Source organism: Flavobacterium sp. GSA192, from assembly GCF_006386525.1.
GTDB classification, from domain to species: domain Bacteria; phylum Bacteroidota; class Bacteroidia; order Flavobacteriales; family Flavobacteriaceae; genus Flavobacterium; species Flavobacterium commune.
This window is the reverse complement of the sequence record NZ_VAHC01000007.1, coordinates 164349-178593: the sequence shown is the minus strand read 5'-3', so window position 1 is coordinate 178593 and position 14245 is coordinate 164349. Positions and strand designations below refer to the sequence as shown.

At 31.2% G+C, this 14245-nt stretch carries 13 protein-coding genes; 12 read left to right on the top strand and 1 reads right to left on the bottom strand.

Annotated elements, in window-relative coordinates; genetic code table 11:
- Window positions 1-148: 148 nt before the first annotated feature.
- A complete protein-coding gene (locus tag FDM27_RS14775) occupies window positions 149-2050 on the top strand; it encodes a polysaccharide biosynthesis protein (RefSeq protein ID WP_140487818.1) in 1902 nt (633 codons plus the stop codon).
- A 261-nt stretch (window positions 2051-2311) separates the two neighbouring features.
- On the opposite strand, the gene FDM27_RS14770 is transcribed toward FDM27_RS14775, so the two are convergent.
- The gene (locus FDM27_RS14770) at window positions 2312-3049 is read right to left on the bottom strand and encodes a tyrosine-protein phosphatase (protein WP_140487649.1); all 738 of its coding nucleotides are present in this window, start codon (window positions 3047-3049) and stop codon (window positions 2312-2314) included.
- A 468-nt stretch (window positions 3050-3517) separates the two neighbouring features.
- Between FDM27_RS14770 and FDM27_RS14765 the strand changes: the two genes are divergently transcribed.
- The 11 genes from FDM27_RS14765 to FDM27_RS14715 are packed head-to-tail and all read left to right on the top strand — an operon-like array spanning window position 3518 to window position 14229.
- Window positions 3518-4357, top strand: a complete 840-nt coding sequence (locus FDM27_RS14765; protein WP_140487647.1) for an ABC transporter permease — start codon at window positions 3518-3520, stop codon at window positions 4355-4357.
- Window positions 4357-5559: a polysaccharide ABC transporter ATP-binding protein gene (locus tag FDM27_RS14760; RefSeq protein WP_140487645.1), complete on the top strand. Its 1203-nt coding sequence runs from the start codon at window positions 4357-4359 to the stop codon at window positions 5557-5559. The genes FDM27_RS14765 and FDM27_RS14760 overlap by 1 nt, the downstream gene beginning before the upstream one ends.
- Before the next feature lie 7 nt (window positions 5560-5566).
- Entirely contained in the window at window positions 5567-6259 is a 693-nt protein-coding gene (locus FDM27_RS14755) for a sulfotransferase family 2 domain-containing protein (RefSeq protein WP_140487643.1), read from the top strand.
- 4 nt (window positions 6260-6263) lie between these two features.
- Entirely contained in the window at window positions 6264-7367 is a 1104-nt protein-coding gene (locus FDM27_RS14750) for a glycosyltransferase family 4 protein (protein ID WP_140487641.1), read from the top strand.
- Window positions 7360-8442, top strand: coding sequence for a glycoside hydrolase family 99-like domain-containing protein (locus FDM27_RS14745; RefSeq protein WP_140487638.1), 1083 nt, complete (start codon window positions 7360-7362; stop codon window positions 8440-8442). Before FDM27_RS14750 ends, FDM27_RS14745 begins: the two co-directional genes overlap by 8 nt.
- A complete protein-coding gene (locus FDM27_RS14740; protein ID WP_140487636.1) occupies window positions 8435-9520 on the top strand; it encodes a glycoside hydrolase family 99-like domain-containing protein in 1086 nt (361 codons plus the stop codon). The genes FDM27_RS14745 and FDM27_RS14740 overlap by 8 nt, the downstream gene beginning before the upstream one ends.
- Window positions 9521-9537: 17 nt before the next feature.
- On the top strand, window positions 9538-10404 hold the full coding sequence (locus FDM27_RS14735) for a glycosyltransferase family 2 protein (protein WP_140487634.1): 867 nt from the start codon (window positions 9538-9540) through the stop codon (window positions 10402-10404).
- The gene (locus FDM27_RS14730) at window positions 10404-11306 is read left to right on the top strand and encodes a glycosyltransferase family 2 protein (protein ID WP_140487632.1); all 903 of its coding nucleotides are present in this window, start codon (window positions 10404-10406) and stop codon (window positions 11304-11306) included. The genes FDM27_RS14735 and FDM27_RS14730 overlap by 1 nt, the downstream gene beginning before the upstream one ends.
- A gap of 1 nt (window position 11307) precedes the next feature.
- Complete coding sequence (locus tag FDM27_RS14725; RefSeq protein ID WP_140487629.1) at window positions 11308-12342, top strand: glycosyltransferase family A protein; 1035 nt, start codon at window positions 11308-11310, stop codon at window positions 12340-12342.
- Window positions 12343-12376: 34 nt separating this feature from the next.
- Window positions 12377-13303, top strand: a complete 927-nt coding sequence (locus FDM27_RS14720; protein ID WP_140487627.1) for a GT-D fold domain-containing glycosyltransferase — start codon at window positions 12377-12379, stop codon at window positions 13301-13303.
- Window positions 13300-14229: a glycosyltransferase gene (locus FDM27_RS14715; protein ID WP_140487625.1), complete on the top strand. Its 930-nt coding sequence runs from the start codon at window positions 13300-13302 to the stop codon at window positions 14227-14229. The genes FDM27_RS14720 and FDM27_RS14715 overlap by 4 nt, the downstream gene beginning before the upstream one ends.
- The last annotated feature ends 16 nt before the right edge of the window (window positions 14230-14245 follow it).

The window sequence follows — 14245 nt, the reverse complement described above, 5'->3', positions numbered from 1 at the left end:
TTGCCCTGAAAGGGGGGGCAAAAGTTTTTTTTTAACGTCTTTATATTCTATTTTTGAGGATTAAAAATAAAGAGAAAATATTTTGAGTAAAATAACGAAGAAATACAGTGCAAATGCGTTTGTTGATTTTCTTTTAAGAAGAGATTTAATGCTTACAATTCGCAATTTAAGCTATCTGCCACGATGGATTGTTTTGGGGCTGGATGTGGTAGTTTTGATTGTTAGTTTTTTCTTTTCAAGGTTGTTGATTAATGGTTTAGGTTTAAATTATATCGCTTTCGAAAATAAAGCTCCTTACATCTGTTTATTGTTAGGTGTTAATATTGTCTTCTTTTGGGTTTTCAGAACCTATGCAGGTATTATAAGGCATTCTTCTTATACTGATGCTATTAAGTTGCTGTTCTCTCAAGTTTCAGTTTTATTATTTTTTATAGGTTTAAATTTTATACACCAGTATTTTTACGGGCACAAAATTTATTTGAATACCGCCTTGTTTTTTAATATGGTATTTTCTTTTTGCAGTTTGTTTTTGTATCGGGTTGTAGTCAAAAAAGTTTTCGAACATTTTTTTTCCGATAAAAGTAATTTGAATTTACCCCGTACTTTAATTTATGGAAGTGATGCTAATGCTATTGCGGTTGCTAATGCCCTTAAACTGGAAAGACCAAGCCGATTTAGAATAGTAGGTTTTGTAGATAGGAACAGTCAAAATTCGTCCAAACGAATGATGGACTTACCTATTTTAGTCCAAAAGAAAAAAATACCTACGCTTATGCGTTCGGTAGGAGCCGAAAGTTTGATTATAGCCGATAAAAGTCTTTCTAAAGAAGAACGATTGGTTGTTGTGGAACAATGTTTGGAGTTCAATTTCAAAGTTTATATCGTTCCTTTAATCACCGATTGGGAAAATCAAAAAGAGATTTCTCAAAAAGTAAAAAGTATACAAATTGAAGATTTGCTGGATCGTAAACCGATTGTTTTAGATGGGAAAGCGATTTCTAAACAATTAAAAGATAAAACTATTTTAATAAGCGGTGCTGCGGGTTCTATAGGTAGCGAAATAGTGCGACAGGTAATGCTCTATAAGCCGGAAAATATCATAGCGGTGGATCAGGCTGAAACCCCTTTGCATAATTTGTCTATAGAATTGGCTAATTTGGGTTTACAGGAAAAATTAGTAACCATAATAGCCGATATTAGAAATAAAGATGCAATGAATGCTGTCTTTAAAAAACACCTGCCCGATGTGGTTTTTCATGCAGCAGCCTATAAGCATGTGCCTTTGATGGAAGAAAATCCATCGGAGGCCATTTTGACTAATGTGGAAGGAACTAAAATTATAGCCGATTTGTCCTGTCAGTACAAAGTGAAGAATTTTGTAATGGTTTCTACCGACAAGGCCGTAAATCCAAGTAATGTAATGGGAGCCAGTAAACGTATTGCTGAAAAATACGTACAATCTTTACAGCTCAAATCGATTGCTGAGAAAAATTTTAAACACACTAAATTCATCACCACCCGTTTTGGGAATGTGTTAGGATCTAATGGTTCTGTGGTTCCTTTGTTTGCCAAACAAATTGCCTCCGGAGGACCGATAACCATCACGCATCCTGATATTATTCGTTATTTTATGACCATTCCTGAGGCTTGTCAGTTGGTTCTTGAAGCCGGAGCTATGGGTAAAGGAGGCGAAATCTATATCTTCGATATGGGAAAACCGGTCAAGATTATCGATTTAGCCCGAAAAATGATCAAACTAGCCGGTTTTGTACCGGATGAAGAAATCAAAATCAAGATTGTAGGTTTGCGTCCGGGAGAAAAATTATACGAAGAATTACTGAATGATACTTCAAAAACAATTCCTACCCACCATCATAAAATTATGATTGCTGAAGAAGTACAGGAAGAATTCGAAATCCTGCACGACGAAATCGAAGAATTGATAACGATTGCTAATTTTCATAAAAAAGAAGCTATTGTAAGCAAAATGAAAAAAATAGTTCCTGAGTTCAAGAGCATGAATTCGGCCTATGAGGTATTGGATAAATGATGCTAAGTTAGGAGTTAGAGGTTTGGAGTTAGAAGTTAGAAGTTGGAAGTCCAGATAGCTATTGGGATTGTGGTAAAGACAAATAAACCGCAAAGTATTAATGTTAACCGCAAAGTTTCAAAGGACAGTTCTTATATTTATTTCAGGAAAGTTTAATCAGTCAGAGAGGAACTTATAAAAACTTATATGACTCCTGCCTGTCGGCAGACAGGTATATGGTTAAAAAAACACCGCAAAGTTTTGAAAGAAAAATCTGCGCAATCAGTATTTGAAAAACTGATTATTAGCAATAATATCTTTTAGCGGTTGTACCTCTTTTATTTTAATTTTTTGTTCAAAAGCGGCAATATGATTATCATGATGTACATCAGAACCTACAAAATCATACATTCCTTTTTGCAGTAAGCTCTCTGCAATTTTAGTAATGTTTTCTCCGTAATAACCCACTACAGCCAGTAAGTTGAGTTGAAACAAACAACCTGCTTTTTTAAGTTTTTCGTATTCGTTAAAATTTTTGTGATAAAACAAATACCTTTCCGGATGTGCCAAAACTGGAGTGTAACCGGCTACTCTTAAGTCGAATAAAATCGAATACAACTGAATAGGTGCATTGATATACGACATTTCAACTAACACGTGATTATCCTTCAAGGTCAATAAATCGTTCGACTGAAACAAGCGAACAAACTGATCATCCATCAAATATTCGGCAGCTGCCTGAAACGGAATTCTAATGTTGTTTTTATGGAGTTTCTCAACAGTACTGTTTTTATTGGCTATAATCTGCTCATGGGTGTTCTCCCAAACATGTTGAATAATGTGAGGTGTAGTAATGAATTGAGAAATACCAAAACTTTTCAAGGCCTGAGTTAAACGTAAGGAATCCTCAAAAGTTTTTGCCCCATCATCAATTCCGGGAAGCAGATGAGAGTGAATATCAACATGGTTATCGGGAATCAGGTCCTTTAAAACCGGCTTAGATTTGAATAGTGTAAACATGCTGCAAAGTTAAGAAAAAGAAGTCAGAAGTCAGAAGTTACAGTCAGCAGAATTTAGAATACAGAACGCAGTCGAGTTTGTCACCTCGAGCGCAGTCGAGAGGCACAACCCACAACGTCCTTTAGGGAGGGGTAAAAAAAGAAATTTTATTGGCATGATCAGGAAAAATATAATTTTTCGTTTTCCCCAATCCGCCGCGGCGGAAGCCGAAAATTATAACGTATAGGATAAGTAATTACGTCTTAATTTCTTTTCCCCCTTTAGGGGTAGGGGTAAAAAAAGAAATTTAACCCACAACCCACAACTGAGAACCGAGAAGAATTTTACTATCGAAACCGCTTTTTTCAACCATTTTTTATGCAAGTAGTCGGATATATTTGGTAATACTAAAAATTGGGTAGTATATTTACCTATAGCAGTAAGATATCGATTTTCTTTCTTAGCCAAGAATAAACAAAACAAGCAGCATTGGAAACCCGAATTTATTCAAATAGCACTAAATACAGCGTTAAAGAAATTCTGCTCAAAAGCCTCAAAGGCTACCGCAGTTCCTTTCATTTGGCCAAACAACTAGCCAGGCGCGACATTACATCCCAGCACCGTCAATCCATTTTTGGTATCTTTTGGGTGATATTGCCAGTGATTATGAATGCAATGGTTTGGATTTTTTTGCAAAGTTCAGGAACCATACAACTGACACCAACAAACATTCCCTATCCCTTATTTGCTTTGGTGGGAACTGCCATTTGGTCTATTTTTGGCGAATGCCTGAATATGCCCATGGGAACCATCAACGGCAACAGAGGAATCATTACCAAAATTAATTTTGAGAAAGAAGCTTTGATAAGCTTAGGGCTGATTAAGATAGGATTCAATTTTTTGATAAAACTGACCATGATTCTGTTTTTTATCCTTTATTTTCAGGTAATACCTGCCACATCCATGTTGTTGTTTTTACCTTTTTTGTTCCTGGTAATGCTCTTTTTTATTAGTATTGGTATTATCATTTCACCCATTGGGATTTTATATAACGATATCAGTAAATTCATTCCTATAGGACTCCAACTCCTGATGTACATAACCCCCGTATTGTATGTAGTGCCTAAAAGCGGCCTGATGCAAACCATTATGCAAATCAATCCGCTGAGTTATATTATTACCGATATTAGAAATACACTCACAGGAATGCCTATAGAATATGGTTTTTTCTGGTTGGGGTTTTTAGTAGTTACACTGTTTTTAAGTCTAATTGCCATGGTAGTGTATCGTGTTTCGATGCCTATTATCACCGAAAGAATGAGTGCCTAATGGAAGCAGAAGTATTAATAAAAGCCGAAAACGTCTCTAAGAAATTTGCCAAGAGCTTAAAGAAAAGCCTCTTCTACGGCGTACAGGATTTAATAAGCGGCATTACAGGCAGAGACCAAAACAAAGACTTGCGAAAAGACGAATTCTGGGCAGTAAAAGACATTAGTTTTGAAGTGCGCCGGGGTGAATGTCTGGGGCTAATAGGACACAACGGAGCCGGAAAAAGCACCTTGCTCAAAATGCTCAATGGCTTGATTGCTCCCGATGAAGGAACCATAACCATCAAAGGGAAAATAGGCGCTTTGATAGAATTAGGTGCGGGATTTAATCCTATTCTTTCTGGGAGAGAAAACATCTACAACAATGCCGCCGTAATAGGTTTTACCAAAAAAGAAATCGACCAAAAACTCGATGCTATCATTGCCTTTGCCGAGCTGGAAGAATTTATTGATATGCCGGTACAAAACTACAGCTCAGGTATGAAAGTACGTTTGGGTTTTGCCGTAGCCGCCCAAATGGAACCTGATGTCTTAATTATTGATGAAGTTTTGGCTGTGGGGGATTTGGGATTTATGATGAAATGTTATAAGACTATAGATAATCTTTTAAAAAACACCGCCATAATTTATGTTTCGCATTCTATGCCCACAGTTTCTAGATTGTGTAATAATATAATTTTATTAGAGCGAGGGGAAAGTTGTTTTCAAGGAGATGATGTTGGTAGAGCTATTGATATGTATTATACTAGTTTTGTAGATAATGATAGTAATATTATATATACTGATGAAACTTTAGAATTATTAGATGTTAAATTATTAGAAACATCAAAAAGCGAAGATAATATACAGCAGATAAACTGGAAAGAGGATTTGATTATTTCGTTTAATTTTAAATTAAATAAGAAGATCGAAGTTCCTCTTTTTAGAATCTTAATTTATGATAAAGAACAACGACCATTAGCAATTTTAGAGCCAAATTACAATTCAAATTTGATGAAAGTCAATAATGATTATCTAAGTTTTAAAGTACAGCATAGTAATATTCAACTTTCTAAAGGAATTTATTTTATTAATATAACAGCATTTAAAAGAAATTCTAATGAACCAATTTTACGAATTAATAATGTTATTTCGTTTCAAATAATTCATCAAGAGGATCATTTTCAACCTTTTTTGTTAAGTACTGATTTTAAAGAAATATAAATTTATTATGATTTCACATAAGCATAAATGTATTTTTGTTCATATTTCTAAATGTGCAGGTACTTCAATTGAGCACGCCTTTGGAGTAGATATTAGTAATTATGATGCAGAAGAAAATGATTGTTTGTATGGTTGGGATAGTACCAATAAACTTTGGTTGCAACATGCTACACCGCAACAATTGTTAGATTTAAAATTAATTAGTAAAGAGCATTGGGACAATTATTATAAAATAATTGTTTATAGAAATTCCTGGGATAGGGCTTTTTCTGATTTCAAATGGATGAAAGAAGTTAGGAATGTAGAAGACAGTTTTTTAAATTATTTGAATAAAAGTGGTGACTTTGAAAGAATATTAAATGATGATTCAACTAGTTTTTATGCAGGGGATCATCTTTATTCACAGAAAAAATATTTCTTTTTAAATGGAGAAAGAATAAAATATAATGCAGAAATAAATTTTGATGAATTAGATTATGGTTTAAATAATGTCATTAAAGATTTAAATTTATCTAACAATTTTTTTAATAAAAAATTAAATCAAACATTGAAAAATAGAGGGAATCACTATTCATTTTTTTATAATGATAAAAGAAAAAAAATGATAGAAAAGGTTTATGAAGAGGATATTGAATTTTTTAAGTTTGAATTTGTAGAGAAAAAAAATATGTTAGAAAAAATGAAATCACTTTTTTTATAAAATATTGAAAAAAATTCTTTTCATATCGCATGATGCTTATAGGGCTGGAGGACAAATTTTATTGATAAATTTGGCAGAACTAATACTTTTGTTTAGCGATTATGAAGTGCATTTTTTGTTGAAAAATGGTGGCGAATTAGAAAATGATTTTAAAAAGTTGGCTCCAACCTTTTGTTTATATGAACAAAAAAAAGGGAATAGGTTTTTTAAAAAAAAATCGATAATTGAGGATTCTTTGTTTTTAAATCAATATGATTGTATTGTCTCTAATACCATAACCAATGGAGATATTTTAGGGATTATTAAAGACAATTATAAAGGCAGAATAATTACTTACATTCATGAATTGTCTATGGCAAGTAAAACATTCACGACTAATAAGGATTTATTAAAAGTAATTACTAATACCGATTTGTTTTGTGTCCCTAGTAGTTTAGTAAAAGAATTTATAATTAAAGATTTGAATATTCTTAAAAACAAAACCTTTTTGTTGCCTTATTATATTCAAAATAAAGAGATTTTAGAAACTCAAATACCTTTGAAAATCCAATCATTTATTATAGGTGGTTGTGGCACTATAGACTGGAGAAAAGGACCTGATTTGTTCTTGCAAGTTGCCCAACAATTGTTTGTAAAATATCCTGATATTTCAATCCTTTTTAAATGGAGAGGAGCGACTAATGGGATTGAACTAGAAAGATTGAATTATCAATTAGAGAAAGCAAATTTAACAAACAAAGTTTTTTTTGATTTAGCTACGGATACTTTAGATTCATTTTATAATGAGATTGATTTATTGTTATTAACCTCAAGAGAAGATCCATATCCATTGGTTGTTTTAGAAGCAGCTAGTTTTGCTAAACCCACTATTTGTTTTGATGAGGTTTGTGGTAGTATAGATTTTATTAATAAATCAGACGGTGGAGTTGTTGTACCTTTTCTGGATATTCCAGCAATTGTTTCATCAATTTTATTGTTTTATGAAGATGAATTGTACCGTAAACAAAAAGGTGAAAATGCTAGAGAATATTTATTAGGAACGCATTCTAATAAGAAATACGTTTATGATAAATTTGTTGAATTAATAGAAAGAGCCATTAATGCCTAAGATAAAACCCATAGCTATATACTTACCGCAATTTCATCCTATACCTGAAAACGATGAATGGTGGGGTAAGGGGTTTACCGAGTGGACTAATGTTACTATGGCTAAGCCTTTATTTGACGGGCATTATCAACCGCATTTACCTGCCGATTTGGGTTTTTATGATTTGCGTTTGGAAGAAGCTCGTTTGGCTCAGGAACAAATGGCAAAGGCGTATGGAATACATGGTTTTTGTTATTATCATTATTGGTTTAATGGAAAACGTTTATTACACGAACCTTTAGATAGAAAATTAAAAAATCCTAAAGAAGATTTGCCTTTTATGCTCTGTTGGGCTAATGAAACATGGAGTAGGAGATGGCTGGGAGAAGAAAAGGAAATTTTAATTGAACAGACATACAGCGAGGAAGATGATTTAGCACATATAAAATGGTTAATCCCAATATTTCAAGATTCAAGATATATAAAAGTAGATGATAGACCGGTTTTTGTTTTTTATAGACCTACAGCTATGCCTGATATAGCTAAAACACTTCAGGTTTTTAGAGAAGAATGTGAAAAACAAGCAGTTGCAGAACCTTATTTTATAGCGTCTAATTCACATAATATTGCTGATTTGACTAAATTAGGATTTGATGATATATTGAATTTTCAACCACAATTAAGTGTTTTAAAAGGAGCTTTTAATGATACAGCTACAATAGGTAAATGGATAGCAAATTTGAAATTAGGAATTTTTAGTTCAAAACTAAAAGTTTATAATTACAGAGCGGCTAAACAGTTAATGAAGAAAAAATTGGATTATAAATATTTACCATGTGTATTCGTTGGATGGGATAATACCGCCCGAAGGAATGAAAAAGGAATAATAATAAAAGGACAGAATGTAATTGATTTTAAAGAAGATGTAACAGATGAAATTACCTCTTTATTAAAACAACAGAGACTTGAACAAGAAAATTTTATTTTCATAAATGCTTGGAATGAATGGGCGGAAGGAAATCATCTGGAACCAGATTCTAAAAATGGGTTATCTTATTTACAGGCATTAAAAGAAATTTTTGAAAAACATGACTAAAATAAAACCCATAGCAATCTATCTTCCGCAATTTCACCCTATACCTGAAAACGATGTGTGGTGGGGTAAAGGTTTTACAGAATGGACTAATGTTACCAAGGCTAAGCCTTTATTTGAGGGGCATTATCAGCCACATTTACCAGCTGATTTGGGTTTTTATGATTTGCGTTTGGAAGAAGCTCGTTTGGCTCAGGAACAAATGGCAAAAGAATATGGGATTCATGGTTTTTGTTATTATCATTATTGGTTCAATGGAAAACGCTTATTACACGAACCTTTAGATAGAAAATTAAAAAATCCCAAAGAAGATTTACCTTTTATGCTGTGTTGGGCTAATGAAAACTGGACACGTGCTTGGGATGGATTGGATAGAGAAGTATTGCTTAAACAAGAATATAGTTTTGAAGATGATTTGATTCATATAGAACATTTGATTAGCTATTTCAAACAAGAACATTATATTAAAGTAGAAGGCAAACCAGTATTTATAGTTTATAAACCCAATCAATTTCCAGACATATTAAAAACAATCAATATTTGGAGAAAAGCTGCTAAAGAAGCAGGTTTTCCTGATTTGTATATAGGTTATGCACTCAATGCTGACAATCAATTTGAGCCTAAAAGTAAAGGCTTTGATTTTGCCTTCGAGTTTCAACCTAATTCTATGAATTGTCCACCAAATAACTTTTTTTCTGAAACACTATTGGATAAAGTAATTAGAAAAATAAAAAAGAAATTTAAAATTAAAGTGACTGCTGTTACTAGTTTTGTGAATTATGCAGAATATGTAAAAAATCAAATCAATAAAGATTTTATTGCGAATGTTTACCCCGGTATTACACCCATGTGGGATAATTCAGCCCGGCGAAAAAAGAATCCATTTATATTACACGATTCTAGCCCTGAGCAATATAAAAATTGGTTGGGACATATAAAGAATAATTATTCCTGGGAAACAATGCCTGAAAATTTTCTTTTTATTAATGCCTGGAACGAATGGGCCGAAGGAAATCATTTAGAACCTTGTCAAAAATGGGAAACTAAATATTTAGAAGCGACTAAAGAGATATTAAAGTAATTTACAATAGTTTTTTTATGAATCAACCATTAGTGTCTATTTGTATTCCAACTTATAATGGAGAAGAATTTATTGAGCAAGCTTTGCAGTCTGCCATAAATCAGACCTATAAGAATATCGAGATAATTATTTCCGATGATAATTCTGTTGACAATACATTAGCCATTGTAAAAGAAACGCTCATTAATTCTTCAATTCCATTTTATATTTTTAACCATGAACCAAAAGGTATAGGGGCTAATTGGAATAATTGTATTAAAAAAGCCAACGGAGTTTACATTAAGTTTCTTTTTCAAGATGATTTGTTGCAATTTGATTGTATTGAAAAAATGATAGAATTAGCTCTTTCAGATAATAATATAGGTTTGATTTATTGTAAGAGAACTATTTTATATGATAGAAATAATGCTGATCATACTAAATGGATTCGTTACTGTGGTACTCTGCATACTAAATGGCATAAAATAAAAGTGAAACAAGGTGTATTAGAGGGAAGAAAATATTTGTCTGATTTATATTTAATGAATGGGCCATTAAATAAAATAGGTGAGCCAACAGCTGTTTTAATAAGAAAGGATTGTTTTGATAGAGTTGGTTATTTTGATGAAAGTTTAAAACAAACATTAGATATAGAGTATTGGTATCGTTTAATGAAATACTATAAAATAGGTTTTATTGATGAGGAATTAGTATCTTTTAGATTGCACGATAATCAGGCTACATTTGTAAATAAAAATAATTCAGTTAACGAAAGGAATTTGCTTGACCAAAAGTTATATAGAAATATTTTTTGGTATTTTCATCCACAGAGGAGGTGGAAATTATTTAAAAGTCATAGTTGGTTAGGTGATGTAGTTAGGTTTCTAAAAAGAAATAAAAAATAATGCTAGCCATAATCATCCCATATTATAAACTATCTTTTTTTGAAGCCACTTTGGAGTCTTTGGCTAATCAAACAGATAAACGATTTAAGGTTTATATTGGAGATGATACCAGCCCAGAAAATCCAGTTGTATTATTAGAAAGATACAATGACAAATTTAATTTTGTTTACCATCGTTTTAAAAACAATTTAGGAGCAATTTCATTGACCCAACAATGGGAACGTTGTATTAAAATAGCAGCTAATGAAGAATGGTTAATGATTTTAGGAGATGATGATGTATTAGCAAATAATATTGTAGAAGAATTTTATAGCAATATACAGAAAGTAGAACAAAAGGGGGTTAATGTAATTCGTTTTGCTTCTCAAAAAATAGATGAACAGGGAAAAGTAACTTCTAAAATTTATGAACATCATACAATTGAAAGAGCCGTTCAGTTTTTATTTGATAAAAGCAGAAGTTCTTTGAGTGAGTATGTTTTCAGAAAATCAGAAGTTTTAGAAATTGGATTTAAAAATTTCCCTTTAGCTTGGTATTCAGACGTTTTGGCAGTTTTTGAATTTGCAAATTTCGATAATGTTTTTTCTATAAATAATTCAATTGTTTATGTGAGAATTTCTCAATGGAGTATTTCAGGAAGTGCTAGGGATAAAGAACAAAAAATACAAGCAAAATTTGAATTTTATTATTACTTAGTAAAAAATAAACACAGCTGTTTTTCAGAAATGGAATTAAAAGAATTGTATCATAGGCTGAATAAATGTTATATCAATAATAAGAAGCAATATATGTTTTTTTTCAAAATTTCGAAAATGTATTTTCAGAAATTGCAGTTTAAAGAATACATTTTATTCATTAAAAAAATAATGTGTTTTACTAAAAAGAATAGAATAAACCTTTAAAATGAGAAAAGGAAAAAATCCATCTAAAAATATAAAACTGCAACCCAATGAATCCCAACATCGGGTTATCATTCCTTTGTATATTCCTAATGAAGAAGATTATTACAAAGAGGCTTTTACTATTTTTAACCATTGTTTAGATTCCGTTAAAAAAACGGCCTCTTCTTATCTAAAAGTTTCAGTCATCAGTAATGGTTCTTGCAATGCTGTAAATACTAAATTAGTAGATTTACAACAACAAGGACTTATTGACGAATTGATTATTGAAAAAGAGCCCGTAGGTAAAATCAACAGCATTCTAAAGGCTTTGCGAACTGCTCAGGAACGTTTAATAACCATTACCGATGCCGATGTACTTTTTGATAACGGCTGGGAGAAAGCTGTTGTGGAAGTTTTTGAAGCTTTCCCTAAAGCGGGGGCGGTGAGTCCGGTTCCTGTTTTTAGAACCCATTTGAGATTAACAGCTAACATCTGGTTTCGATATTTTTTTTCGGATAAATTACAATTTCGTCCCGTGAAAAATCCCGAAGCCATGACAAAGTTTGCTAATAGTATTGGTTGGCCTTGGCTGGATATCAAATACAAAGACGCAATAGGAACTTTACAGGCTAAAAACGGAACAATAGCGGTTTTAGGCTGCTCTCATTTTGTCGTTACTTATAAAAGAGAAGTATTTGATGCTTTGCCTAAAGAAAATTCAAAATACCAATTAGGCGGAGATAGTGAATTTTTATATACCGATGAACCTGTCTTGAAAATGGGAGGCTATCGATTAGCTACCTATGATAATTACGCCTATCACATGGGGAATGTTTTTGAAGATTGGATGAAAGATAAATACAATAATTTAAAAACCATAGACAAAAAAACAATTACTTATGAGTATTTAAACTCACTCAAACGAGCTAAATTCAATTATTTTGTAACGGAGAAATTGTTTAAAAAACTATTTATTATAAAAGGCTTTTATAAGTTTGTTTTGAAAAGGAAAGGATTAAAATCTAGTCAGTTAATGAATTTCATAAGTTATCTATAAGTTTTAAATGTTGTTGTTTTAAAAGATATTCAAAATGGTAGGAGAAAAACATATTGATTTGAGAAAGAGTATTATTAAATTAAAAAGAAAAAGTATTTTATTTGTTGATAAGCTACATTTTTCTGTAATTAAAAACCGACTGAGATATTTATTTGAAATCGAATTTATAAAGAAAATTAGCGAAAATTGTAGAATTGTTTCTCCAGAACAAACTTTAAATGAATTACAGTATGCAATACAAAATAATAATAGAGGCATCTATTTAAGATTTGGAGATGGAGATGTGTTTTTACTAAATAATCAATCAGATGCTTATCAGGAAAAATCAGTTTTACTTGCTGACGAAATGAAGGAATGTTTTTCTTTAAATGATGAAGGGATTTTTAAGTGTTTAGCTATACATTCGGAGATGTACGGTTATTCTAAAGAAATGGTTATTGGTAATCATAAAAATAAAGATGGTTTTGCATTTAATTTATTTAAGAACTGTTATGAGTATTTTAGTGGATGTAAAATATACAGTCCTGTTGCTTTGCACTTTATATCTACAATAAATCCTGTGAGAGCAAATGAATTTTTAAAAATTTTAAAATCTAAGACTACTGTTTTTATTGGTAATGAAAATGTTAGGAATAGTACCATCGAATTGTTATTTGGTAGTAAAGCAAAACATATTAAAACGCCAAGTAAAAATGCTTATAGTGAAATAGATTCTATAGAAAAAGAAGTGCTAAATGAAATTGATGATAAAACTGATTTTTTTGTTATGTGTGTTGCAATGGGATGTTCAGGCAGACCATTAATGAAAAGGCTCTGGATGAAAAGTTTAAATAAAAATTTTTTTCTATTTGATTTTGGTAGTCTGCTTGATGGTATTGAAGGTAATAATTCAAGAACTTGGCTTAAAATGAATCAAATAAACTATCAGCAATTGTTGAACGGATTGAATATTATAGAATGAAAAATTCTTTAGTAAAAGTTGTTATTGTGACATTCAATGGAATGCAATGGATTCAAAAATGTATTGATTCAATTATTTCTTCATCAATAGATGTTGAAATAATAATTGTGGACAATAATTCTGCTGATGGTACTAGAGCGTTTTTAAAAAACAATTTTTCAAATATAACGACTATTTTTTTAAATGAAAATGTTGGATTTGGTCAGGCAAATAATATTGGTATAAAAAAAGCTCTAGAATATGATTTTCAATATCTATTTCTGGTAAATCAAGATGTTTATATTGAGGTAGATACAATTAAAAATTTAGTGGAAGCACATACTCAAAATCAAGATTATGGAATCTTAAGTCCTATTCAGTTAAATGGTAGAGGATTGGGGTTAGATAGAAGCTTTTCAAATTATCTTTCGTCTCATTTGTGTGAGAATTTCATTTCTGATTTATATACAAATAAGTTAGCTAATAGGATATATTCAATCAAATTTGTTAACGCTGCTGCTTGGCTTTTATCAAGAAAATGTATTGAAATTGTTGGAGGATTTAATCCTTCTTTTTTTCATTATGGTGAAGATGATAATTATATTCAGAGAGTAAAATATCATGGTTTTAAAGTAGGGGTTTTGGCAAATACGAATGTATGTCATGATAGAGGGGAACGTAAAGAAAATAAATATTTTGATGATAAGAATCTGGTTCGTAAAAGAGATATGATTTTAAAATTATCAAATCCTTTTCTAAATGAAGCGAGTATTGATTCAGAAGTTCTAAATTTAAAACTAAGTTTATTAAAAAATTTGATTTTACTTAAATTTAAAAAATGCCAATTAATTTTATTAAATATTAAATCATTAAAGTCTTTAAACAAAAAAGAGATTTTAAAAAATAAACAACTTGGGATGATTGTTGGAAAAACATTTCTTAGTTAAACATAAACTAGTATTC